Below are 24,269 nucleotides of genomic sequence, written 5' to 3'. Positions count from 1 at the left end.
CGGTGGCGTGGCCGGCCGGATTCCCGGATGTCAGGAGGAGGTGGTGCTGCTGGTGTGGAAGTCGCGGTCCCACTGCTGCCGGTAGCGGCTGGCGGCGTCCGGGAGGCGGGGGTCGTCCCACGTCCGCAGAGCGGTGCGGAGCAGGTCGTAGTCGAGTCCGATACCGGCCCGGTGCAGCAGCGGCACCAAGGACCTCAGGTGCTGGGCGAGTTCGCCGGTGTCGGCGGAGGTGAGCAGATGGCCCAGGCGCTTGTCCAACGCGGCGGCGGTGGTCCGTCCCTCGGTGCCCGTGGCGGCTTGGCGGGCGAGCAGGCCGCAGGCGCGGCCCGGGCTGTTGCCGGTGACGTGCATCCGGCGGTCGTGTCCTTGCTGGTGGCGGGCGAAGAGGGTGAGCGCGGTGTGCTCGGCGGCCAGGTCCCGGGTGAGGGCGCCCTTGTTCCGCCACGCCGAGTCCATGCGGGTGCGGTGCAATGGCCACATCGCGGCGACCGTCCCCGGCTCCCGGCCGGTGCCCGAGCGCAGCGCGGCCAGCTCGGCTGCGGCCTCCCGGCTGCCGGGCTCGAACGTCACCCAGTACGCTGCCCGCCCGGCATCAGGATCCTCCGCGGTGTCCGTCTTGTCCGGTGTGCCGGGATCGGTGTACTGCAGACCCCAGGAGCGCAGCACCCGTTCGCGGCCCGGCCCGTCCCACGCGGCCAGCTCTCCCAGCAGGCGGGTGTAGTCCAGGCCGATGCCCGCTTGCCGCAGGAGCGGCACGAGCCGCTGCAGATGCTGCACCAGTTCGTTGAGGTCCTGGGCGGTCGCGGCCGCGACCAGCCGCCGCTCCACGGCGGCTTCGGTCATCGCCCGGCTGCTGTGCAGCAGCCGGCCGGCGGTGCCCAGTCCGAGGCCCGGCCGGTGGACGGGTTCGGACGCGGCGTGCTGATGCAGACCGAACAGGGTGAGCGCGCAGTGCTCGGCGACGTAGCGGCCGGGAAGCCGGTCGGCGCCGCCGTCCGGCAGGGGGACGCGGTGCACGGGCCGCAGGGACGCGACGGTGCCGGCTTCCCGGCCGACGCCCTCGCGCAGGGCCCGCAGGTTGCGCGTGACGTATTCGGAGAAGCGGGGACGCCGCCCTTCTTCGTGTGCCGAGTGCCAGTCGTCGGCGGCCTCCTCCCAGAAGAACGGCCTGGCCCGTCCCCTCCCGGAGCGGGCAGCAGGGGTGCTGGTGGTGGTCATGCCGCGTCCCCCTCCTCGCGGTCGGCGCGGCGTTCCTCGGCGACCCGTGTCAGGATCTTGGCGAGCTTCGCGCGGAACATCCCGATGGCCTTGCCGCTGCGGTAGACGAACTCCGTGCCGCCGCTCTTCACCGCCCGGCCCACCACCGCTCGCGGCGGCGCCGCCGCGAGCAGGAGACCGGCCTCCCGGTCCGCGGCGATCTGCACGGACTGCTCCCACGCGAGCTGGGCGCGGTCGAGGAGTTCGTCGTCGTCCTCCTCCACGGTCCGCAGTCCGGTGAGCAGGCGGCGCACGGTCGTATCGAGGGAGTGCAGGAACTGCGCGGAGGGCCGGCTTCCCTTGTCCCGGGGCAGCGGATCACCGCCGGCGGCACGGCGCAGATCGTTGAGGAGCCCGTCCAGGGCACGGGCGACCTGGTCGGCCTGCTCCACGCATTCCAGCAGGACCTCGCGCAGCGAGCTGTCCTGGGCGAGCAGTGCCCTGACCGGCAGGGGCAGGTCGTCGCCGATGGCGTTCTCCACCACGGCCGACTGTGTGCCGTACTCCAGACCCGACGTCTCGACTCCCAGCGGATACTGCCCGGGCAGTGCCCCGATCATCTGCAGGTCTTTGACCTGGCGCAGCAGCAGCGAGGTGTAGGGGCCGTCGCCCTGCACGGGCAGGTTCATCGCCAGCAGCGTGCCCAGCCCCTGCCAGGCGGCGCGGCCCGAGGCGTGCCGGCGGGGCCGCCGGTGCGGCTGGCCCTTCTTCGGCTTGGCGGTGTGCTGCCATGCCGTGTGCGGCTCGAATTCGGGTGTCTGCGTCAGCCGGTCACCGGCCGACACGATCACCCGGTGCACCCGCAGTCCCTGCTTCGTCTCGGTGGTGAGCAGACGGATCCGGCGGGCCTGGAAGGTCAGCAGATCCAGCAGGCCGGTCGCCGGACGCTCGGACCAGGCGGCCCCGGCCGGCGACAGGCAGCCCAGCCCCTCCGGACGCTCGTCCCACGCCCACTGCGGCCGGTCCCCTGCCTCGAGACCGTCGGGCCTCACCGGCGTGTTCAGCAGCAGCGTCTCGTACAGGGTCCGCCCGGTCGGGACGATCACACCGAACTGACCGAGCGGCCCGGTCGGATTGCCGGTCGTCTTCCCGCTCTTGACCTTCGGGTCGCCCACCGCTCCGGTCTTGATCGACGCCGTGTCCCAGCAGTGCGCGTGCAGCAGCCACAGCGCCGCGTCCCCTGGCGTCAGCAGCAGTTCGTCGGCCTCGCTGAGCGAGCTGAACAGCGGCACATTGTTGCCGGACGCCACGGACGGCACGAGCTGGGCGGCCGTCTTCGTCTCCCCGTTCGCCGACTGAAGACCAGCGACCTGGGCGAACGGCCGCTCGGCGTCGAACAGACGGAACCGGTCCCCGTAGCGCGGGCCCAGGTAGTGCGCCAGCCGGTCCCGTTCTTCCGGCGAGAAGCAGCCGCGGCCGAACCGCTCCGCCCACTCCTTCCGGGTGCGGGGCACCCCGAGGACGTCGATCATCATGGGCAGCAGCAGCTGGCGGAGCACCACCGGCAGCATCGTGTGCACCGGCAGCTCCAGCCGCCGGACGGTGTGCGATTCGAGCAGTGCCTCCAGCAGGCCGACGGGCTGCCGGGCACCGTCACGGACGACAGCGTCGAACAAGGTGCCGTGGACGAGGTCTCCCTCGCTGGCCATGGCGCTTCCCCCCTCCATGCGCGTATGTACTGAGCTCGCCGCATCCCCCCTGGAAGCAGCGAACGGCAGGCCAACTCCGTTGTCTTGAACGGGAGTTGCCTGAGATCGGTCGCTGGAAGCGTTGCACCCAAATGCTTGCTGTTCAAGCGACTTCGACGAAATCGGCAGAGACGGCCCACCGACCCCGGCCCGGCCGGTACCCTGCGCACGGCTCGTGGAGCCGGGCCTCCCCGCAGACGGGGGTGTTCCCGCTTGATGTTCCGCTCAGCACCAGGAGCTGTCCCCGCAGCGCGGGGTGAACGGCCCCCCGGCTCCACGGCCCACTCACCCGACACCCCACTCGACGACGAGACCGAGCTGGTCGTCGTACGACACCCGGTCCGCGCCCAGCAGCGCCGTGCCGTCCTCCTCCAGCACGAGCGCCGGGCGATACCGCAGCCAGGGCCGGCCCGCCCACCCCGCAAGCGGCTTCAGCCCGCCGAGGACCGCACCGGTCAGACGCGAGGGAAGACGGACCGTGCCGCCCATCAGCCGGTCGGTCACCTCGTCATCGTCTACCTCGCCGTGCACCCCGAGCCAGGACCCGTCAACAGCCCGGTAACCAGCAGCGTCCCTGCGGACGACAATCACCTCGACGGACGGATCACCGTCACGGACGACAGCGTCCAGCTGCTCCTCGGACGCGGCCCCGCTCCCCGCGTAGTGCAGCCCCTCCAGAGTCGGGAACGCCCACTCCCGCCGCCGGCACAGCAGGAACTCCTCGGCCTTCTCCTCCCTCTTCCGTTCACCCGCCTGCCACCGCTCCCACGCCGCTGCCTCGTTCCAGCCCGCCGGACAGACCCCGGCGTCTCCGTAGGCGCGCGCCACCAGCTCGGGCACGTCGGCGGGAATGCTCCAGCACGAAGCCGCCGACTCCGCGGCCTCGGAGGCCGCGAGCGCGCCCGCGGCCTCCGAGACCAGGGCCACCGCCCTCAGCAGCGACCACTCGCCGTAGATTCCTTCCGAGGCACGCAGGAACCGCGGCGCTCCGTCCCTGCCGGGCGCCACCCCGGTGACCAGGACCCTGGGTTCCCGGTGCGCGTCCGGACGCCGGGTACCTGCGTGCCGGTGCAGCCTTCCGATGCGCTGCAGCAGCAGATCGGTCGGAGCCACATCGGTGATCAGCACATCGGCGTCCACATCGAACGACTGTTCGGCAAGCTGGGTGGCGATCACCACCATGCGCTCCGGCCGGTCCTCACCCGCCTGCGGGCCCATCAGACGCAGGCACTGCCCGGTACGTTCCGCACGGTCAGCAGCGCACAGCCGGGCATGCAGAAGGTGCAGGACACCGTCGAAACCCCCGTCCCGCAGATCACGGTAGATCGCCTGGGCCCGGTCGACCTGGTTGACCACCACCAGGACGACACCCCCATCGGCGACAGCCCGCCGTACGGCCGCCGCAACCCGCGCGCCCGCCGGATCCGTGTCAGGCAACCAGTCCAGCCGCACCGGCACCGACTCCCGCCAGGACCCCACGGCCTCCCTGGACGACTCGGCAACTGCCCGGCCTCCGACACCGTAGGCCGCCGTGACACACGGATACCCGGCCGGCTCCGGCACAGGCTGGTGCACATCCGCCCTGCCCAGCACACCGGACAGATACGCATCCACGAAACGCTGCCGCTGAGCAGGCGGCAGCGTCGCCGACAACAGCACCACCGGCACCCCCGCCTGCCCCAGCCACCGCAGCGCCTCCACAAGGAACTGCCGCATGTACACGTCCGCAGCGTGCACCTCGTCCACGACCACGACCTTCCCCGCCAGCCCGGCGAACCGGAGCATGACGTGCCGCGTACGAGTCGCCGCGTGCAGCAGATGATCGACCGTCCCCACCGCGAACGCGGTGAGCAGACCACGCTTGTCCTCCAAAAACCAATACGCCGGCCCGTCCGCCCCACGCCCCCCTACCCCCGCCGGCGAAGACCCCGAAGGCACCAGGTCGTAATCGGCGTCCTCATCGATCGCCCCGTAATCGTCCTCGGCCACGCCGAAACCACCGGACAAGCTTCCGTCCCCGCAGCCGCAGCCGCAGCCGCAGCCGCAGCCGCAGCCGCACCCGTCACCGTCCGGACGCGCCTTCCCCGCCCAGACAGCCCGCCACCAGGCATTGAACCGCCGCCGGCCATGCAAAAGCGCAACCTGCGACTCCAACTCCGGATCAAAGGTGCGCACCCACTGCAGCACCTGCTCGTACATCGGATCACTCGTCGCCTGAGTCGGCATCGCCACGAACACACCATCGAGACCGAACCGCGCCGCCAGAACCTCGGCCGCCGCCAGCGCCCCCTTCGTCTTCCCCTCCCCCATCGGCGCCTCCGCCACCAGCAGCCCCGGCGCCGGCATCGACCACGCCCGCTCCACCAACTCCCGCTGCGACGCCCGCGGCCGCACCCCCAGCCGCCCCGTCAGCGGCTCCAGCCGGCCCCCCGGCAGCGGAAGACCCTGCCAGCCACCACGAAGACGCAACCGCCCCCACGCCACCTCCGCACGCCGACACGCCCCGGCGAAGGAAACCTCCCTCGCGTCCGCCAGCCCTTCGAACTGGCTGCTGTCACTGGCGATCCAGTCCGCCATCACGATCAGCCCCGACAACGCCAGCTGCTCCGCCTTCCGCAGCGAGCCGACCGGCCGAGCATCCGCCACATCCTCAAAACCAACCGCACGGGTGAAAACGTCAACGACCCCCCGCTGGACCTCCTCCCAGGCAGCACCCCGCCCCTGAGCCCCCCGCGGCGGATCGAGAGCACCGCCCGACGGAAACGCCCCGTGATGCCCGGCGACCAGCGGCCACACCCACCCCACGGCCTCCTCGTCACCCCACTCGGCCACCAGCCGCGAAATCAGCAGCACAGCCCCGGCCACATCATGACGCCACCGCTTCTGCCCCACCGGCAGCCGCCCCCACGACAAACCCGCCGCCAGCACCGACGCAGCCTCAACCGCATCCATCGACTGGAACGCCGGGCACGCCTTCCCGCAATCATGAATGCCGCACACCCACATGAACCACAACCGCCCCCGGCCACCGCTGACCTCATCCAGCCGCCGCCGGAACGCCACCGACACGTACCGGTCCCACATCATCCCCGCCACAGCCGCCGTATCCAGCAGATGCCCCAGCAGCAGATGCCTCCGCCCACCGTTACGCGCCGCCGACTTCCCCCACAACACCGACACCCGCGTGACGACCTCATCGGCCAACCCCATCGACCGCATCAACTCGACGACCGACCGCTCGTCCTCCACAACCGCCCCCCGCTCCACAGCGCACTTTGCGCGGCACTGTAAACGGACCCACTGACAACGAGCCCGAGACCCAGGCACCGCAGGACGCAGCCCACCCGCCGGCCGACGCCCCACCGGGCTGCTCGCAACTCCCGGTTTGTCGAACGAGGTGAAGGAAAACAGGTACCCTCGCATGCATCACCGCAGCTCAAGAAGTGTCGTCCCCGCGCCCGCGGGGGTAGCTCCAGCCTCTCCAGGGCCGAGCAGCGGCGGGTCTTGTCGTCCCCGCGCCCGCGGGGGTAGCTCCCGCTACCGGTCGCCGGGGGCGTCCGGGTGGACGTCGTCCCCGCGCCCGCGGGGGTAGCTCCCGGAGCACTGGAGGGAGTGACCGCATGGCTGGGTCGTCCCCGCGCCCGCGGGGGTAGCTCGCCCCACGGCGCCGAGATCGGCCCTTACCCCACGTCGTCCCCGCGCCCGCGGGGGTAGCTCCTCCCCCAGGGCGGCGCTGACGGTGGCCGGGTCGTCGTCCCCGCGCCCGCGGGGGTAGCTCCCTGACTCAAGAGCAGCTCGGCGAGCGCATCGGGTCGTCCCCGCGCCCGCGGGTAGCTCGTGATCGAGATCGTGACCAGCAGCGACTTCTACGTCGTCCCCGCGCCCGCGGGGGTAGCTCGGACCTGCGCGGGCTCGCCCGGCACGGCCTCCTGCCGTCCCCGCGCCCGCGGGGGTAGCTCGGGTGTGCTCCTCACCCACTGGGCGCACCGGTCGTCGTCCCCGCGCCCGCGGGGGTAGCTCCGGCCCATCAGCGTTGCCTGCCCGTGCGGCAGCGTCGTCCCCGCGCCTGCGGGGGTAGCTCCTGGACCGACGGCGTGCACGCCTCGTGTCCACGGTCGTCCCCGCGCCTGCGGGGGCAGCTCCCGGTACCACGAGCGGACCTCGGCGCCCGGCTGGTCTTCCCCGCGCCCGCAGGGGTAGTTCCTTCGCACCTTCGGTGAGAAGCGCAACCCGCTGGTCGTCCCCGCGCCCGCGGGGGGTAGCTCCGTCACCGACGACACCGCAGCGATCCAGGCCGCGTCGTTCCCGCGCCCCCGGTGGTGGCTCGACATGGTGGACGTCGCTGGCCGTCACCTGCTGGTCGTTCCCGCGCCTGCGGGGCTTGCTCCCCGACCGTGTTGAAGCGCGTCTCCGTCGCCGAGTCGTGCCCGCGCCTGCGGGGGTAGCTCGGTGCGCGGGCCTTCCGTGTCCACCAGCTCGTAGTTGTCCCCGCGCCCGCAGGGATGGTCCCTGGCGCAGATCGGCGGGCCGTTGTCCGCGACGCTGCTCCCCCCGCTTGCGGAGGTAGGTCGTTCGTTCCGCGCCCCACACGTCGTCATCGAGTCGTCCCGGCGCCTACGGGGTAGCTTCCGGTCCAGGTCTCCATCCAGGTCCGGGAGGACGGTCGTCTCTGCAGCCACGGGGATGGTCCCCCGACGGCATATGTTCCCCGCGCCCGCGGGGTAGCCCCCCGATGACCTCAGCTGACCCCTCGTCCTCGTCGTCGTCCCTGCGCCAGCGGGGTAGCTCCCGCACGTCGTGCTGCACCAGCAGCTGACTGGAATCGTCCCCGCACCCGCGGGGATAGCTCGCACGCCTACCACGTCGCGGTGTGCAACGCGCCGTCATCCCCGCGCTCGTGGGGGTAGCCCGCAGCCGGTTGAAGTCGCTAACGCTGGCGCGGTTGGCCAGCTCGGGTCTGGTGAGGCGGCCGGAGGCGGTGCCGCAGATGCTGGCCGGCCGGATCACCGGCCGACTGGCGGAAGCCGGGGGTGAGGCGCTGGTCGACCAGCCGTTTCCGTGGCTGATCCGGCATGGTCTGGTCAGCGCCACCGTGCGCTCGGCGTCGAAGGCGGCGGCTGTTGTCGTCTGCGCGTCTGCGGGGGTAGTTCGACGATGTCCTCCCGGACCTCGGCGAGGCCGCCGTCCTCCTCCCCGCACCCGATGGGAGTGGCTCCCGCACGTCGTGCTGCACCAGGGCCAGGCCGGAGCCGGACGCCTCGGTCGTCTCCGGCTAAGGAGGTAACTCCGAGATCGGCCGGCTGTCGTCCCACCGAGCTGCTCGCAACTCACGGCAGGCCAAACGAGGTGAAGGAAGACAGGTACCCTCGCATGCATCACCGCAGCTCAAGAAGTGTCCTCCCCGCGCCCGCGGGGGTAGCTCGCCGAACCCGAACTCGGGCCAGCGCAGCCACAGGTCCTCCCCGCGCCCGCGGGGGTAGCTCCAGGTTCTTCTACGGCACCCAGTCGGGCGGGACGTCCTCCCCGCGCCCGCGGGGGTAGCTCCATGACCGTCATCGTGTCCGGCGGGTTCTGCTTGTCCTCCCCGCGCCTGCGGGGGTAGCTCCTCCACGTCTGGCAAGTCGTCATCGGCCAGGGCGTCCTCCCCGCCCCCGCGGGACTGCCTTGATCCTGGCGAGTCCGCGACGGGTCCGTTGGGCCCATCCGGTCCGCCGGGCATCGCGGGCGCGCGGGGCGCTGACGGTGCGGCAGGCGAGCCGGGATTTGCCGGTGCGTCCGGTGCGCCGGACGCACCGGCGAACCAGAGGCGGGCTCCGCTGGTGAGCCTGGTGTGGCGGGGCCACCGGGGTCGCAGGGCGAGCCGGACCCGGCCAAGCCGGAGGGTCCGCAGGGCCCGACGGGTGAGCCGGGGGCGCAAGGAGATCAAGGTCCGGCGGGCCCGGCGTGCCCGGACGGGTACGCGATTCAGCCGCCGGATGATCCCGACGCGCTCGTGTGTCGTCGGGACGGGGCGCCGGCCCCGGAACTGTCGGGTGGCGGAGGCCGTTTCGTGGTGTCCGGATAGGGTCGGCGCATGATTCGCGCAGTCATCTTCGACGTTGGCGAGTGCCTCGTGGACGAGACCCGGGAGTACGGCACCTGGGCCGACTGGCTCGGCGTTCCCCGTCACACCTTCGCCGCCGTGTTCGGCGCCGTCATCGCCCAGGGCCGCGACTACCGGGACGTCTTCCAGGAGTTCCGGCCCGGGTTCGACCTGTACGCCGAACGCGAGAAGCGGGCCGAGGCCGGGCAGCCGGAGACCTTCGGCGAGGACGACCTGTACCCGGACGTCCGCAACGCCCTCGCCACGCTGCGCGCGGACGGGCTGTGGCTGGGCATCGCCGGGAACCAGACCGTCCGCGCCGGGCGCATCCTCCGAGAGCTGTTCACACCGGATGTCGACCTGATTGGCACCTCGGACGACTGGGGCGCCAGCAAGCCCGACCGCGCCTTCTTCGACCGCGTTGCAGAAGGCGTCCCGGCCGAGCCCGGCGAGATGCTGTACGTCGGCGACCGCGTCGACAACGACATCGCCCCCGCGCGCCAGGCCGGCATGCGCACCGCACTCGTGCACCGTGGGCCGTGGGCGACGATCCAATGGCGCAGCGAGCAGGCCCAGAGGCTCCCCACGTTCCGGGTGGAGAGCCTCGCGGAGCTGTCGCCGCAGATCAAGCAGTTCAACGAGCGAGGGCGCTGACTGTCGTACCCCACTGGTACAGCCGGTCGTCCAGGTCCCGGACACACTGCTCGTGCTGGTGCGGCGCCAGCGCGCGCCGCACCTCCCGCACCCGGTCCATGCCCATCGCGTACCACGTCCGCTCCAGCAGGCCCAGAGCCCGCTGCGCGTACTCGCACGCGGCTTCCGGCTGGCCGGCTGCGGCCTCGACGGCGGCGAGGTCGCCGAGGACGACCGTCTGCTGCTTCTCCTCGGCCGAGGTGAGCGCGTCGAGGACGCCCTGGAGGGTGGTCCTCGCCTGCGGCAGGTGCCCGGCGCGCAGCTGCGTGTTGCCCTTGAAAGCGGCGAGCCGGACCGGGCTGAACCAGTCGAGCCACTCCGGCGACTCGTGCTCGCTGCCCGCGGCGAGGACGTCCTCGGCGTGCCCGATCAGGTGCAGCGCCGTTCGCGCGTTCCCGCAACGGGTCTCGCACTCGGCCTCCACCGCGTCCAGCCACGCGAGCAGCTCGGCCGATGCAGGGCCCCGCCGGGCGTAGGTCCGCGCGGCCACCATCCGCTCGACGGCCTCGTCACGGCGGCCGGCCCAGCCGGGGATGAACGCGGTGTGCGCGAGCACGGCGGCGCCGAGCAGCGGGTCATCGGCCTCGCCCGCGGCCTGGAGAGCGCGGAGCAGGGTGTCGGCGGCGCGGTCGGCGTCCCGCATGTCGAAGAACTCGATCCGCCCGGCGAGGAGGTAGCTCTCACTAAGGGCAGCGGCGATGCGGGCCCGGGTCTGCCCGGCGGTCTCGGTGAGCAGGGCGCAGCCGAGGGTGGCGTGCGCGAGCGCGGCCGGGTGCAAGGTGGCCGGGGCGACCGTCCAGTACAGGCGCCGGTGCGAGCGGGTGACGGCCTCGTAGTCGTCGGCGGCACTGGCGGGCTGCATGGCGAGCGCCTGCGTGGGGACGGCGGCGAGGCCGAAGGCACCCGCGGTGGCAGCGAGTACGGTCCGGCGGCCGGGGGTGGGCACAGCTCCGCCCGGCGGAGTGAACCCGAGGTCGTCCAGGGACTGGCCGAGGAGCCGTGTAAGAGCCTGCACCTGCTCGGGATGCGGCCAGGGCGGGGTGTCGGACTCCCACCGGCGGACCTGCCGCACGCCGACTCCCAGCGCCTTGGCCAGGGACTCCTGAGAGTGGTAGCCAGCCGCGAGTCGGACCGCCTTGAACCGGGTGTTTGCCACAAGACCTCCTCCTTCGGACTGAGGTCAGTGTTGCGAAAAGTCCTCCATCTGCCTAGCTATCACTCGCTCTGCTTACAAAAAGTCCTCTTTCCGTCCGCACAGAGACCTCTTTAAGCCCTCGCGCAATTGCAATGCCAGGACCACCCTTGTACCCACCGAACCGCACGGTACGAGGAGCGCGTATGCCGACCACCCCCTTACAGTCCGGCGGCTGCACCCTGACCGACGCAGGCCACGACTGGGACGCCATCCGCGTACCCCGCTCGGTCGGTCTCTCCGCCGTGGACCTGCTCGGCTCCCGCTGCGGCGCCGTTCTTTACGACGGCCGCGCCGTCGTCTACCTACTCGTCCCCACCGGCACCACCACGTGGTCGGACGACACCACCCGTGCCCTGGGCAGCGGGTCGAGCCTGGTGATGCCACCGCCACGGCGGACGGCGGGCCCGGGACCGTACTGGCGAATCTGCCCCGGCGACGGCGGCCTGCTCACCGACCCCGGCGCTCTGGCCGCCGCGCTCGTCGACGTCTCCCGGGCCTCGGCTGGGAGGCCGACATGACCGGCGAAACCCGCGAGCTGCCCCCGGCAATCGAGCTGCCCCGTGCTCGCTACTCGGGCTGGGCCTGCGTCTGGTGCGGTGCCTCCCTCCGGCACGTCCTCGCCGTTCCCGCCGGCCGCGCCACCGGCTACGTCGGCGCGCACGACATGTCGACCGAGGTCTCTCAGTGCCCGCCCGGCTACGGCTGCGAGGGCCGCAGCCCCTACATCAAAGAGGGATCATGAGTGCGCCCGGCCGCCCCATGCGGCAGGCCGGTGTGCCGGTGCCGTACATCACCCCGTGGACCGGCGAAACCGTCATCAGAGCGCCGCTCACCGTCCGCCACGGACGCCTCGCCTACGAGGACGAAGGCCCCTACGACCGGCACGACGACGTCCTCTGGGTCCGCGTCCACTACGCCCGCGGCATTGGCCAGCCGAAGTGGCCGCGCGTGCACGCGTTCCGGCAGCGACAGGCCGTAATCACCGAGCTGTGCATGATCTGCGGCCACCCCGCCCACCAGCGCGGCGGCCGGCTGCTGTACGTCCTCGCCGCCCGAGACGGACGACCGATCGAGGAAGGCGAAACCACCGCGGTGCCTCCAGTCCATCCGGCGTGCGCCCGGCAGGCCGTCCGCCTCTGCCCACACCTGCGCACCGGCTGGGCTGCAGCTCTCGTCACCGGCGCCCCCTCGTGGGGTGTGGCCGGCATCCGGTACTCGCCGGACACACTGCAGCCGCTGCCGGGCCCGGACCCAGAGCGACCAGAGGGGATGGTGCGGGTCGCCTGCACCGACGATGCTGGCCTCCGCTGGGTGTTGGCGGCCCGGGAGATCGTGGAGCTGGTCGGCGTCGAGCCGGTGACCGACCTGGACGCGCTCGCCAGGGCGCGCGTGGCCCGGTGACCACCGCTGATGCCGTACGCCGATGCGGCGCCGGCGGGAAGGACGGCCGCCCCCGCCGTCGTCCCCGCGCCCGCAGGGATTGCTCCCGCGCACACGTACGCGACGCCCGGATTCACCCGCCGTCCCCGCGCCCGCAGGGGTAGCTCGGCGAGGTCGTAGCCGACTTGGTTCGCGTTCAGGTCCTCCCGCCCCTGCGGGGGGTAGCTCCTACAAATTCGTCGTCCGGGCGTCCAACGGCACGTCCTCCAGGCCCTCGCCGGGCACGGCCCCGTCACCGCGGCCGCCCGTGCGGGCCTGCGGGTCATGGCCTCCGCCCCGCTGCACGGCGGCGAACTGCCCCGCATCGTCGGCCAGGGCCTCGCCGACCTGATCCGCCCCGGCCTCACCCCCGCCCAGGCGTCACTCCTGACCACCGCGTCATGCCCAGGAGTGACACCCGTCCTCCTCGCCGCCTCCCGTACGCCACACTGGCGCCAGGCCACCGACGCACTCGCCCAGCCCCGCCCACCCCCGACCACCTGCGAAAGATCACCCGTGTACTCGCCACCGCCTGACCCCGCCACCGAACACCGGATGCGCACCCACCACCAGCGCGCCGCCCGTGCCCTCGCCGCCGCCGTCGAACCCGGCGGCGAATCCTGGGGCTGGGCCGGACGCACCCTCGGCACTCCCGCCCGCACCGCCGCCGGCGACGCCGCGTGGCTGCGCCTGGTGTCCGCCCCAGCAGCCAAGGCGTCCGGCAAACTCTGGGACGGCGCCGCCACCGCCCAGCAGACGCTGGCAGACCTCGACGGATACCGGCCTGCCCTCCTCGCCGTCCACGACGCGACCGAGGACGGAACCGCCTACCGGGCCGAGCTGACAGTCCGGGTGAGCGCACCGGTCCTCTCCGACGACCCGGTCCTGCATCATGAACTCGACCTCCCCCTGGGCTGGTGGGCGGACCTGATCCACGCCCTGGAGAAGGTAGCGGCGGCCTCCACCGACCGCATCGCCGTCCGCACGCAGTACACGGACCGCGCCATCCCCGCCTTCCTCGGCATCCCCGCCCCCGCCGCACCCCGCTGGGCGCCGGCCCACGCGGACCTGCACTGGGCCAACCTCACCAACCCCCTCCAACTCCTCGACTGGGAGGCATGGGGGCTGGCGCCGGCGGGCTTCGACGGCGCGATGCTCTACGCCTACTCCCTGCTCCAGCCCGTCACCGCCGCCCGCGTCCGGGCTGCCTTCCCGATCCTGGGCACCCCGGACGGCCTCGCGGCCGAGACCACCGTGTGCGCCATGCTCCTGCAGACCGTCGACCGCGGAGACAACCTCCCCCTCGCCGACCAACTTCAGCAGTGGGCCTCCGAACTGCGCTTTCGCTCCAGCCAGTGACTCGGAAGTCGGGATATAGACGGCCTTCACGGCTGTTTGCGCGTCAGCGCCTGCTCCTCGGGTTTCTGAGCGGTGAGGGACACGGTGGTCTCCATTGGCGGGGGCGGAGGGCGTGGCCACTGGGCACCTGGTCGAGCACCCCTCGACGGCGACCCCGGCGTGGACGCCGTCGTCGTCTCTGCGCTCACGGGGGCGAGGGCGGGGGTAGCTCTGTAGACGGCTTGCCCGTCACCGACGACCACGAGTTGTCCCCGTGCCTGCGGCCGCCGCCAGCGGCCAGGCCTCACGAGGTAGCTCGACGGTGGTCTGCGCCTGTTCACCGCACCAGCGGTGGTTTCCGCGCCCGCGGTACGGGTTCTAGGCTTCCAGGTTCGCAGGACAGGGAGGCCGCCGTTGCCGTGTCTGCGGGGTAGCTTGAGCGCCGTCGCGTACCGGTGCGTGGCCGCGATGTCGTCCTCGCGTTCGCGGAGAGGGGGAGCTCGCCGTACGAGTTGCATGCCTGACAGGCCGGCCAGGACGTGCCCGCGCGCGGACTGACTTCCCGCCGCCCTGATCGGGACGTCGTCCTCGAGGCCAGCGCGAGTGGGTAGCTCTCCGGGCCCGTCGCCAACATCGTCACTGCGGCGCCGTTCCTGCCCCTGCGGAGGCAATTCCGACGGCGGCCGGCTGTTGTCCCACCGGGCTGCTCGCAACTCCCGGTTTGCCGAACGAGGTGAAGGAAAACAGGTACCCTCGCGTGCATCACCGCAGCTCAAGAAGTGTGTCGTCCCCGCGCCCGCGGGGGTAGCCCTGGAGAAGCTCGCCTCCGGCGATGTCATCAAGTGTCGTCCCCGCGCCCGCGGGGGTAGCGCGATGTTGCCCGAGGAGCTGACCAGGCCGGCGGTGTCGTCCCCGCGCCCGCGGGGATAGCTCCGCCGCGCCAGCACCAACCCGGAAGCGCTCGCGGTCGTCCCCGCGCCCGCGGGGGTAGCTCCGTGGGCGCCCCGACGAGGGCCTCGGTCGTGATGTCGTCCCCGCGTCCGCGGGGGTAGCTCCCCGACGATGACCAGTGAGCCCCGGCCCTGGCTGTCGTCCCCGCGCCCGCGGGGGTAGCTCGGCCCCGCGCCGCCAGCCCAGCCCCTGGGCACGGTCGTCCCCGCGCCCGCGGGGGTAGCTCCATGGCGGCTGAGCTTGCCCTAGACAGCATTGAGTCGTCCCCGCGCCTGCGGGGGTAGCTCCACGCGGGCGTCCTGCCCGAAGACCACCAGTTCGTCGTCCCCGCGCCTGCGGGGGTAGCTCCTGGTACTCGTAGAGCTGCATGCCGGTGAGCCCGTCGTTTCCGCGCCCGCGGGGGTAGCTCGCGCTCGGCACCCACGACGGCCTCTTCGGCGTCGTCGTCCCCGCGCCCGCAGGGGTAGCTCCCGCCAGATGTTCGCGGGCACGACGTGCACCGCGTCGTCCCCGCGCCTGCGGGGGTAGCTCCCTCGCCTCGCCGTCGTCCTGCTCGCCGCCGAGTCAGCCCCGCGTTTGCGGGGCTCGCTCCCCGACCATGTTGGAGCGCGTCTCCGATGCCACGTCGTCCGCACGACTTCGCCGACATCAGCCGGCTGTCGTCTCACCGAGTTGCTCGCAACTCACGGCAGGCCAAACGAGGTGAAGGAAACCAGGTGACCTCGCACGCATCGCCGCAGGTCAAGAATTCGTCCCCGCGCCTGCGGGGGTTGCTCGGGCTCTAGCGTCGATCTCGTGTCGCCCGGCACGTCGTCCCCGCGCCCGCAGGGGCTGCTCCGCACCGGACACGTCACACCGGCCGCCCGGCAGGTCGTCCCTGCGCCCGCGGGGGTTGCTCCTCGCCGTTGTCGTGCGCGCCGCCGTCGTGGCCGTCGTCCCCGCGCCCGCGGGGTAGTTCCCCGGCCGGCGGCGGCGCCTCGCTGACCTACGGATCGTCCCTGGGCCCGCAGGGGTCGCTCCCGCACGGGCGGCGTCGGCCCGGCGGACAGCGGGTCGTCCCCGCGCCCGCGGGGGTAGCTCCCGGCGGTACGGCGGAGCTGCACGACCGACCGAGCCATCCCCGTGCTCGCGGGGGTATCCCTGGAGCGGCTCGTCGCGTCCAGGAACGCAGCGCGTCGTCCCTGCGTCTGCAGGGGTAGCTCCAGTGTCGTCGCCTACCGGTGCGTGGCTGCGATGTCGTCCTCACGTTTGGGGGCTCGCCGTATGAGCTGCTCCCCGGCGGGCCCGTCAGGTCGCCCCCGCGCCCGCAGAGGTAGCTCGGAGACTTCGCCGACAACGGCCGGCTGCCCCCAGGCCGCCAACTCACAGCAGGGTGGAGGAGGCGAAAGAAAATAGGTACCGTCGCGTGCATCACCGCAGCTCAAGAAGTGTCGTCCCCGCGCCTGCGGGGGTAGCTCTCGGCAGTCGATCGGCAGCCGATCAGCGACCACGTCGTCCCCGCGCCTGCGGGGGTAGCTCTGACCCCGCGAGCCCGACGAGATGGGGCGGTCCGTCGTCCCCGCGCCTGCGGGGGTAGCTCTCATCCTCGGCATCGAGGCGTCCCTGCTGATCCGTCGTCCCCGCGCCTGCGGGGGTAGCTCCTCGCCCAGCGCCGCCGAGACGGTGGCCGGGTCGTCGTCCCCGCGCCTGCGGGGGTAGCTCGCGCTCGACACCACCACCCCCGGCGGCCGGCTCGTCGTCCCCGCGCCTGCGGGGGTTGCTCCCCCGGACTCGTCTACCGCTGGGGCGACATGCCGTCGTCCCCGCGCCTGCGGGGGTTGCTCCGGGTCGGCCACGTCGGGCGGCATCGTCGACGCGTCGTCCCCGCGCCTGCGGGGGTTGCTCGTAGCCACCACCACCGACCACGAGGAGCAGACCGTCGTCCCCGCGCCTGCGGGGGTTGCTCCATGGTCCTGATGACCATCGGAGCCTTCGCCGCGTCGTCCCCGCGCCTGCGGGGGTTGCTCCGCGCCCTTTGATTGGGCTGTGATTGACCGGCAGTTGCGGGGGTTGCTCGATGCCACGGGGCGGCGTCCTCTCTGTGGGCGCGTCGTCCCCGCGCCTGCGGGGGTTGCTCCCTGCTCACCCGGTTCTCGCTGAGGGTGGCGGGGTCGTCCCCGCGCCCGCGGGAGTAGCTCGGAGGCGCCCGCGGTTGAGGTTCCGGCCCAGCCCTCGTCCTCGCGCCTGCGGGGGTTGCTCCACGGTCCAGCCGGTGTGTGCGGCCGAGACGTGGTCGTCCCCGCGCTCGCAGGGGTAGCTCCATGTCGTAGATCGGTGCGGTGTAGTCGCTGCGGTCGTCCCCGCGCTTGAGGGGGTAGCTCCGACTCCCGGGCCGTGCGCCAGACCGCCAGGTCGTCGTCCCCGCGCCATGGCGTGCTACCCCACGTTCGGCAAAGCGGCAGGTGGCTCCGACGGAGGCTCCTCACCCCGCCGGTCCGCCGCCAAGCCGTTCTCCGCACGCAGAGCGGTCAGCCACGGCCACAGATCCGGCAGAGCCTGCCGTGGGCAACCCAGACGGTGCTCGATCCGGCACTGCTGATCCCGCGCTGCCGGGAACGTCCCGTACACCGTCACCCGGCCATCCGACAGCTCAATCCACCGATGCTCCGCCGGCACCAGGTGCGCCAGCACCCGCACCCTCGGCTCCAGCAGCACCCAGTCGCCGTCCAGCGTCACCGCCCGATCCTGCGGCAGCCCGCAATACGGGCATGCCGACTGGCCAGTGCCGATCCGTCGCGGCCGCTCCTCGATAAGCCCCATACCGCGAGCCTGCGGGTGTATGCCAGCCGCCAGTAGGACGCAAACCAGACGGGACCGGAGAGAAAGCCGCGCCGAGCGAGGGCAGGCCCGTCACGAAAGGCGGTTGCCTTTGCAGAAACCGCAAGCAGGGCGGCTGGAATGACGACACCTGTGTCTTCGTCCCCGCGTCTGCGGGGGTAGCTCCGCGACCCCGTACGTCCGCGCGCACATCACCCCGTCGTCCCCGCGCTCGTGGGGGTAGCCCGCAGCCGGTTGAAGTCGCCAACGCTGGCGCGGTTGGCCAGCTCGGGACTGGTGAGGCGGCCGGAGGCGGTGCCGCTGATGCTGGCCGGCCGGATCACCGGCCGACTGGCGGAAGCCGGGGTGAGGCGCTGGTCGACCAGCCGTTTCCGTGGCTGATCCGGCATGGTCTGGTCAGCGCCACCGTGCGCTCGGCGTCGAAGGCGGCGGCTGTCGTCCCCGCGTCTGCGGGGGTAGCTCCCCGCACCCGCCCCGCCTCCGCAACACACCCCCGTCCTCCCCGCGCCCGCGGGGGTAGCTCCCGGTCGTACGGGCCGCGCCAATTCCGCAGCTTGTCCTCCCCGCGCCCGCGGGGATGGTCCCTCTGCCGCAGGCCACACAGCCTGAGCTGCCGTCTGCTCCCCGCGCCCGCAGGGATGGTCCCGCGCTGCTCCCCACGACTACGGGCCTGGTTAACTGCTCCCCGCGCCCGCGGGGATGGTCCCAGGTCCGTCTGGGGTACCACCGAGCCGAGCTACTTCCCGGCCCAGGACATCGCGGTCCGGTGCCTGTTCTCCGCGCACCCCGGGGAGTACGAGCGCCTCCTCGATGAGGCGAAGGCCGAGCTGTCGGCAGAGCCCTTTGCGGGGTGCGTGTACCTGGGCGCCGCCGCCTTGGAGCTGGCCGATCTCCTCGGCCACGACTTGCAGGGTCACCTCGTGCAGAGCGTCCTGTGGTCGCACTAGATCCGCAGCGTGGCGGCCCTACCCGTCGCCCTCGATGGTGAGGAGGGCCTCAACTACTTGCACGGCGATGGGCTGGGGACCGGCGGTCTGGAGTGCGTCCACGACCGGGTGCGCCGCCTGGAGCGGGACCGGCCCGCGCCAGGGCCCCGCCACTCTCGCGAATCCCCTGCTGACAGGGTGGAGTCCCCACCTGGTGTGCAGACCCGCAGGTCAGCAGCTTGACGATACGGGGCACCCGGTGGACCTGATGGCCAGGGTCAGGCGGCGAAGGCGAAGTAGGTGCCGGTCGTCAGGCCGGAGAAGGTGATCAGTTGTCGGGGCTTGAGGCAGCTGAATGCGGCGTGTATCGCGATTCCGGCGGCGACGGCGTACGGCATCGTCTGCGGGATGAGGAGCGCGATGGGCAGCGCGAGCTCCGCCGCGATGACGGTGGCGGCGATCTGGCGCCAGATACGGATGTCGCGGTCGGTGAGGTTGCCCAGGTGGCGGCGGACGATGGCGGGGACGATGTACTGGCCGCGGCGGTACGGGAGGTGTTCTCTGACCTGGGTGTAGGTGTGGACCCACTGGGCGAGGTAGAGGCCGCTGCGGAACTGTCTGCTGCGGATCTTCTGCCAGGCGCTGTTCCAGTAGAGGTTCGTGGTGATCAGCACGAGGAGGCACTGGGCCCACGCGTTCGAGGCGCTCGGGGCATGCTCGATGCTCAGCCCGTGGCCGAGGTCGCCGGCGACGAGGAGACAGGTGCCGGTCAGGAGGGTGTAGCGCACGGCGTTGGGGCTCTTGAGGTAGAGCAGTTCCATGGCGGCGCCGGCCAGGACCACCAGCAGGGCGAGGCGGGGAATGAGCCCGGCGGCCAGAACGGCGGCGGCGATCGTGCGGGTGATCAGCGCGGGCCGGTACACGGGTACGAGGAGCCGGGCTCGGCGGGGGCCGAAGCGCTGTTCGGCGAGGTGGAGGCCGAGGGAGCCGGGGGCGAGGCGGCCCCAGCCGCCCTGGCCGAGGGCGAGCGCGAACCGGGCGGTGAGCACGGTGCCGAAGACGATCCGGAACAACTGGAGCCGGCCAGGGTCGGTGGGGCGGGTGAAGCCGGAGGCGAGATGGTCAAAGAACCACACGGCTGGCCACCACCTTCACGGGCTGCTCGCCGCGGGCGGACAGGACGCGGCCGGTGCCGTCGATCCGGTCGTACTGGCCGCTGTTGGTGAGGTGGTCGAGGATCGCCTTGAGCTGGGGCGGGCCGAGGATGAAGGAGCCGGGCGAGAGGTGGTCGTAGACGTTGACCGGTTCGGCGTGGCCGTCCTTGGTGCCGGTGAGTTGGACGATGGTGAAGGTGGCGCGGCAGAACATCTTCCATCGCAGCCAGCGGCCGGGCAGAGGGGTGAAGCCGGTGATCATCCACGTGAGGAGGGCGAGAGTGAGCACGATGTGGGCAGCGGACAGCACGGATTCGCGCATGAGTTGAGGACCTCCGTGTCGGGAGGGTGAAGGCGAGGTGCGGCAGGCCCCGTGGGCCGGGGCGTCGCGGGGGTCAGCGCTCGGGCTTGGGGGGCCGCTGCATCAGCGCGGACGCGGCCTGGTCGAGCGTGACCTTCTCGTGCAGCAGGTCGGAGACGATCTCGGTGATCGGCATTTCGACATCGTGGGCGCCCGCCAAGGCGAGGATCGCCTCGGCGGACTTGACACCCTCGGTGGTCTGGCGGGTCGCTGCGGTCGCCTCGGCCACGGTCAGGCCGTGGCCGAGGTGGGTGCCGAAGGTGCGGTTGCGCGACAGCGGGGAGGAGCAGGTCGCCACCAGGTCGCCCAGGCCGGCGAGCCCGGCGAGGGTGGCCGGGTGGGCGCCCATCGCGGTGGCCAGCCGGGTGGTCTCCGCGAGTCCCCGGGTGATGAGCATGGCCTGCGCGTTGTGGCCCATGCCCATGCCGGAGGCGATACCGACCGCGAGGGCGATGACGTTCTTCACTGCGCCGCCGAGCTCGCACCCGGTCACGTCGGTGGAGGTGTAGGGCCGGAAGTACGGGGTGTGGCAGGCGCGCTGGACGCGGTGGGCGGCGTCCTCGTCGGGGCAGGCGACGGTGGCGGCGGCGGGCTGGCCATCCATGATCTCGCGCGCGAGGTTAGGGCCGGACAGCACCGCGACCCGCTCGGCGCCGATGCCGGTCACCTCGGTGATGACCTGGCTCGCCCGCAGCCCGGATCCGATCTCGATGCCCTTCATCAGCGACACGATCACAGTGTCCGGGCCGATGTGCGGGGCCCAGGCCGCGAGGCCGGTGCGCAGGGACTGCGCGGGGATGGACAGCACGAGGAAGTCCGCGCCGTCCAGCGCGGTGGCCGGATCGGTCGTCGCGGTCACCGTGTGGGGCAGCTCGACGTCCGGGAAGTACCCAGCGTTGCGGTGCGTGGCGTTGATCGCGTCGGCGATCTCATCGCGGCGGGCGTGCATGATCACGCTGGTGCCCGCATCGGCCATGATCTTGCCCACGGCGGTGCCCCAGGAACCAGCCGAGAACACCGCCGTACGGGCGTGGTGCTGGTTCACTGCGGGGTCTCCTTGCTGGACGCGGGCCTGTCCCCGGGATGGCGGTCGGGCGCGGCCATCCTATCGGCCGCCCCTTCTCCGGCCGGGGCTGATGGGAGGCGCCGCAGCGTCAGCAGGACGGCCCGCCTTCCGCGGACCTTGGGGAGCATCCGGTGTGCCTCGTGGAGCATGTTCTCGGCCGGTGCCTGGCCCAGCTCGCGCCGCAGCTGGTCAGTGTGGGCGATCCACAGCCGGTAGAGCCGCTCCCACATCGCGGGCTCGCCGGGCCGCTCGTCCAGGTGCTCCTGCGTCAGGCCGGCGGCGGCGACCTGCTCGTGCCACGCCGGTTCCGCGCCTTGCCGCAGGGCGCGGGTGACGACCAGTCGGCCGCCTGGGGCCAGGACGCGGCCGAGCTCGCGCAAAGCGGCCCCGCGGTCGGCGGCGCCACCGAGGGCGTCCACGCACACGATGCCGTGGGCGCAGCCGTCGGGCAGGTCGGTGTTCTCCAGCTCCCCGACGTGGAAGACGGCGCGGTCGGCGGCGGGCCCGAGGAAGTGGGCGCGGCGGGCGGTGGCCTGGGCGGCGGCTACGGGTGAGAAGTCGAAGGCGGTCAGGCGGACGGCGAGGGCGCGGGCCAGCCACAGGCCGATGCCGCCGGCGCCGCAACCGGCGTCCACGAGGACCTGTCCGGGATGCATCCGGAGTCGCGCGGTCAGCAGTCCCAGCAGGGGCCAGTCACAGGAGCTGGAGGCGGCGACCTCTACTGGGTAGTCCTCGCCCATCGCCTGGGCGTACAGGCTCGCAACCAGATTGGTGCGGGCGCGGGCGGCGTGGAAGGCGTCGTACTGGGCCGAGCGTCCCTGCGCGGGTGCGGACGGCGCTGGGGGCGGGCTGGTGGCCGTGGGGTTCATCGGGGCATTGACCTTCTGATCCGGGAGCGGGTGCCGGGGCAGACGACCTGCACGGCGCGGATGGGGGCGTCCGGGGCGGACAGGTCTAGGACGACCGGCTCGTGGGTGGTGACGTGCTGGAGGCGGCGGGCGATGTCGCGGGCCTGGCTGGCGAAGCCGTCGGCGGCCGGGGTGAAGCGGGCCGTCGCCTCCGGCCACGGCGCGAGTCCCGCGGTCTGGGCGGGGTGGAAGGGCGAGGTGTCGAAGCTGCCGTGGTCGGCGGTCAGGTCGTCGCGAGTTCCGGCGATGGCGGCGAGCCGGGACTGCGCGGCCTCGGTCACCGCCCGCGTCAGCGCGATGGCCGGGTCGCTGTGGCAGCCGCCGCCCGCGAAGACGACCGGGTAGTCCTCCGACCACAGATACGCGACGCACACGGGCAGCCCGTATGGGCCGTCCACCAGCGCGATCTCCAGCGCCATGCCCGCGGCCGCGAGGCGGGCGATCACCTCCTGGCCGAGCGGGTCGTCGACCGTGCGGAGGTCGATCAGCGTGCGCCGCCGTCCGCCCACCAGCGTGTCCCGGTACAGCACATCGCGCTCGACCACCTCGAGCAGGGCGTGCACCGCCGCCTCGGCGCGGGTGTTGCCGCAGGCGAGGCCCGTGCTGGTCGCCCGCCACACGTCCGGGGTCCAGTCGGGGCGCTGGCCGCGGCGGCGGACCAGGTCGACTGGCAGCAGCACCCTCACCCCGCTCACCAGGCCGGCGGCGTGCGTCCACTCGCACACCACCCTGGCGAGGGCTTCTTCAGGGTACGGGGCGGTGGTCGGCAGCGCGGTCACGGGGCAGTGGGGGGCGACCTCGGCGGCGGGGCCCACCGCGGCGACGGACACCGGCTGCTCGACGTGCCACAGCTCGATCGCCTCCATCACCGCCGACAGTTTCGCCAGTAGCACGGTGGCGCCCTTGCCCTGCGACGCGGACAAGGTCTTCGACGCAGGCCGGATCGCCGTCCACACCGGCATCCCGATCACGTCCAAGCCCGTCAGGTTCGCGAGGCGGGTGATGCCGAACTCGTGAAGGCGGCCGGCCACCGCCTTCCACGTCTCCTCAGGCGTACGGGCCCGTACGGTGCCCGGCAGCGCAACCAGCTTGTCAACGCCCACCACGGGCCGTCTCCATCCTCTTCGTCTCTTCCCAGACCCCGGGCACGAACCGCTTGGCCGCATCCACCGCGCTCGCCTCCCGGCGCAGTCCCCGCGCGGACGCCTCCGCGTCGAATCCTCCCTCGTCGCACCGCCACACCCGCAGCAGGAAGTCGCGGGCCACCTCGTCGCGGACCGCCACCGTGGAGAACCCGGGCCGGCTGCGGCGGGCCCAGGCGAGGGCATCGGCGTACCGGGCGACCGCGCGCCGGTCCTCTGCGGTCTCGCCGGCCAGCAGCAGCGCCACGGTCTGCTCGTCGCGCAGGTCGAGCCTCGGGTGGAACACACGGTCGGCGGGCAGGCCCCCGACGCCCGCCCGGGCCAGGCGTACGGCGAGCGGCAGCCCGGGCTCGCCGTCCGCGGGGTGCCGGGAGAGGTGTTCGAGGTAGGCCGCCCACCTGTCGCGGAACGCGGGGTCGAACACCTGCTGGTAGACGAGGCGGTCCTCGGTGGACAGCTCCAGGCCGTACACCCGCTCCCGCACGGCGGCGTTGGACCAGCGACGGAAGTAGGTCGTTTCCCACCCCGGCGGCGGGGCGGCCACCACGCTCGTCGCCGCGGTACCGTCGAGCGCGGTCCGCACGGCAGCGAGCGCGTCGGCGCGCTTAAGGTCACCGAAGTGCCGGTCCTGCTCGCGCCGCTCGGCCAGCCAGTCAGCAAACGCCCTCTCACCGCAGCCGCAGCACACGGCCCGCACGGCGGCCCAGGTGCGCTGCGGGTAGTAGACCGCGCGCAGCGCCGACAAGAGCCCGGCGGCTCGCTCGGCGTCGAGGACCTGGTCCGCGACCGCGAGCTGAAGGGCGTGCCGGAGGTTGACCAGCGGCCAGGTCAGCGCGCCGAACTCCCCGTCCGGGGCCTGCCCGATCGCCACCTCGTCGTCACCGTCGATGTCCCCGCGGACGTAGCCGGTGTAGATGTGGCCGACACCGAGCATCCCGTACGGCGCCAGTTCGGCCGCCCGCAGCGCTCCGATGCTCGCCGCCCCGACCATCCGGATGCCCCGGCCCATCGCGGCCAGGATCTCCTTGTGCCGCAGCGCCGGCGCCTGGTGGTACACGCCGTCGATGAGGACCACCGTGTCGCCGCTGCGGACCGCGGTGTCGAACAGGTCGCCGTGCCGCGCCGGCGGCCACACCCGCACACCCGGCGCGGCAAGCTGCGGATCGGACCTCGGCAGCGTCGGCCCGACGAACACGTGAATCACTATCGGCCTCCAGGGTGAAGCCTGAGGAGCACCTCTTCCCGGGCCCAGAGGCCGGGGAAGAGGCGCCC

At 72.6% G+C, this 24,269-nt stretch carries 17 protein-coding genes and 4 CRISPR repeat arrays; of the genes, 5 read left to right on the top strand and 12 right to left on the bottom strand.

Features of this window, described 5'->3' with window-relative positions:
- Positions 1 to 30: 30 nt before the first annotated feature.
- From casB to cas3, 3 genes are all read right to left on the bottom strand, one after another.
- The gene (gene casB / locus Sdagh_RS24850; protein WP_190078321.1) at positions 31 to 1,218 is read right to left on the bottom strand and encodes a type I-E CRISPR-associated protein Cse2/CasB; all 1,188 of its coding nucleotides are present in this window, start codon (positions 1,216 to 1,218) and stop codon (positions 31 to 33) included.
- Positions 1,215 to 2,906, bottom strand: a complete 1,692-nt coding sequence (casA, locus tag Sdagh_RS24845) for a type I-E CRISPR-associated protein Cse1/CasA (RefSeq protein WP_226535691.1) — start codon at positions 2,904 to 2,906, stop codon at positions 1,215 to 1,217. Before casA ends, casB begins: the two co-directional genes overlap by 4 nt.
- A gap of 324 nt (positions 2,907 to 3,230) precedes the next feature.
- A complete protein-coding gene (cas3, locus tag Sdagh_RS24840) occupies positions 3,231 to 6,194 on the bottom strand; it encodes a CRISPR-associated helicase Cas3' (RefSeq protein WP_190078319.1) in 2,964 nt (987 codons plus the stop codon).
- Between the two features lie 196 nt (positions 6,195 to 6,390).
- A CRISPR array of direct repeats spans positions 6,391 to 6,723; the repeat unit is 28 nt; unit sequence GTCGTCCCCGCGCCCGCGGGGGTAGCTC.
- Between the two features lie 91 nt (positions 6,724 to 6,814).
- Positions 6,815 to 7,148: direct repeats of the CRISPR family, unit length 28 nt; unit sequence GTCGTCCCCGCGCCCGCGGGGGTAGCTC.
- A gap of 1,870 nt (positions 7,149 to 9,018) precedes the next feature.
- Between cas3 and Sdagh_RS24835 the strand changes: the two genes are divergently transcribed.
- On the top strand, positions 9,019 to 9,681 hold the full coding sequence (locus Sdagh_RS24835) for an HAD family hydrolase (protein ID WP_190078663.1): 663 nt from the start codon (positions 9,019 to 9,021) through the stop codon (positions 9,679 to 9,681).
- On the opposite strand, the gene Sdagh_RS24830 is transcribed toward Sdagh_RS24835, so the two are convergent.
- On the bottom strand, positions 9,662 to 10,876 hold the full coding sequence (locus tag Sdagh_RS24830) for an NsdA family TPR-like regulatory protein (RefSeq protein ID WP_190078664.1): 1,215 nt from the start codon (positions 10,874 to 10,876) through the stop codon (positions 9,662 to 9,664). The genes Sdagh_RS24835 and Sdagh_RS24830 overlap by 20 nt on opposite strands.
- A gap of 182 nt (positions 10,877 to 11,058) precedes the next feature.
- Here Sdagh_RS24830 and Sdagh_RS24825 point away from each other — a divergent pair, with 182 nt between their 5' ends.
- The 4 genes from Sdagh_RS24825 (at position 11,059) to Sdagh_RS24810 (ending at position 13,693) form a co-directional block, all read left to right on the top strand.
- Entirely contained in the window at positions 11,059 to 11,433 is a 375-nt protein-coding gene (locus Sdagh_RS24825; RefSeq protein WP_190078665.1) for a hypothetical protein, read from the top strand.
- Positions 11,430 to 11,657 (top strand): hypothetical protein, encoded by a 228-nt coding sequence (locus tag Sdagh_RS24820; RefSeq protein WP_190078666.1) that lies wholly within the window; start codon positions 11,430 to 11,432, stop codon positions 11,655 to 11,657. The genes Sdagh_RS24825 and Sdagh_RS24820 overlap by 4 nt, the downstream gene beginning before the upstream one ends.
- Positions 11,654 to 12,316 (top strand): hypothetical protein, encoded by a 663-nt coding sequence (locus Sdagh_RS24815; protein WP_190078667.1) that lies wholly within the window; start codon positions 11,654 to 11,656, stop codon positions 12,314 to 12,316. Before Sdagh_RS24820 ends, Sdagh_RS24815 begins: the two co-directional genes overlap by 4 nt.
- A gap of 303 nt (positions 12,317 to 12,619) precedes the next feature.
- Positions 12,620 to 13,693, top strand: a complete 1,074-nt coding sequence (locus Sdagh_RS24810) for a hypothetical protein (protein WP_226535690.1) — start codon at positions 12,620 to 12,622, stop codon at positions 13,691 to 13,693.
- 762 nt (positions 13,694 to 14,455) lie between these two features.
- Positions 14,456 to 15,154: direct repeats of the CRISPR family, unit length 28 nt; unit sequence GTCGTCCCCGCGCCCGCGGGGGTAGCTC.
- An 897-nt stretch (positions 15,155 to 16,051) separates the two neighbouring features.
- Positions 16,052 to 16,629: direct repeats of the CRISPR family, unit length 28 nt.
- Between the two features lie 409 nt (positions 16,630 to 17,038).
- On the opposite strand, the gene Sdagh_RS24805 is transcribed toward Sdagh_RS24810, so the two are convergent.
- The 8 genes from Sdagh_RS24805 to Sdagh_RS24770 all read right to left on the bottom strand — a co-directional run bounded on the left by Sdagh_RS24805 (position 17,039) and on the right by Sdagh_RS24770 (position 24,192).
- Complete coding sequence (locus tag Sdagh_RS24805) at positions 17,039 to 17,422, bottom strand: DUF6083 domain-containing protein (protein ID WP_190078668.1); 384 nt, start codon at positions 17,420 to 17,422, stop codon at positions 17,039 to 17,041.
- A gap of 209 nt (positions 17,423 to 17,631) precedes the next feature.
- Positions 17,632 to 17,829 carry a hypothetical protein gene (locus Sdagh_RS24800; protein WP_190078669.1) on the bottom strand — a complete coding sequence of 66 codons (198 nt, stop codon included), beginning with the start codon at positions 17,827 to 17,829 and terminating at the stop codon, positions 17,632 to 17,634.
- 815 nt (positions 17,830 to 18,644) lie between these two features.
- Positions 18,645 to 19,502: a hypothetical protein gene (locus Sdagh_RS24795; protein ID WP_190078670.1), complete on the bottom strand. Its 858-nt coding sequence runs from the start codon at positions 19,500 to 19,502 to the stop codon at positions 18,645 to 18,647.
- A complete protein-coding gene (locus tag Sdagh_RS24790) occupies positions 19,489 to 19,842 on the bottom strand; it encodes a hypothetical protein (RefSeq protein WP_190078671.1) in 354 nt (117 codons plus the stop codon). Before Sdagh_RS24790 ends, Sdagh_RS24795 begins: the two co-directional genes overlap by 14 nt.
- A 73-nt stretch (positions 19,843 to 19,915) precedes the next feature.
- Complete coding sequence (locus Sdagh_RS24785) at positions 19,916 to 20,926, bottom strand: NAD(P)H-dependent glycerol-3-phosphate dehydrogenase (protein ID WP_190078672.1); 1,011 nt, start codon at positions 20,924 to 20,926, stop codon at positions 19,916 to 19,918.
- Positions 20,923 to 21,816 carry a class I SAM-dependent methyltransferase gene (locus Sdagh_RS24780; RefSeq protein WP_190078673.1) on the bottom strand — a complete coding sequence of 298 codons (894 nt, stop codon included), beginning with the start codon at positions 21,814 to 21,816 and terminating at the stop codon, positions 20,923 to 20,925. Before Sdagh_RS24780 ends, Sdagh_RS24785 begins: the two co-directional genes overlap by 4 nt.
- The gene (locus tag Sdagh_RS24775) at positions 21,813 to 22,961 is read right to left on the bottom strand and encodes a YcaO-like family protein (protein WP_190078674.1); all 1,149 of its coding nucleotides are present in this window, start codon (positions 22,959 to 22,961) and stop codon (positions 21,813 to 21,815) included. The genes Sdagh_RS24780 and Sdagh_RS24775 overlap by 4 nt, the downstream gene beginning before the upstream one ends.
- Positions 22,948 to 24,192 (bottom strand): TfuA-like protein, encoded by a 1,245-nt coding sequence (locus Sdagh_RS24770; RefSeq protein WP_226535688.1) that lies wholly within the window; start codon positions 24,190 to 24,192, stop codon positions 22,948 to 22,950. The genes Sdagh_RS24775 and Sdagh_RS24770 overlap by 14 nt, the downstream gene beginning before the upstream one ends.
- Between the last annotated feature and the right edge of the window lie 77 nt (positions 24,193 to 24,269).

It is taken from the genome of Streptomyces daghestanicus (genome assembly GCF_020521275.1).
GTDB classification, from domain to species: domain Bacteria; phylum Actinomycetota; class Actinomycetes; order Streptomycetales; family Streptomycetaceae; genus Streptomyces; species Streptomyces griseoviridis.
The sequence above is the reverse complement of the archived record's forward strand: the minus strand, read 5'-3'. Positions and strand labels throughout refer to the sequence as shown.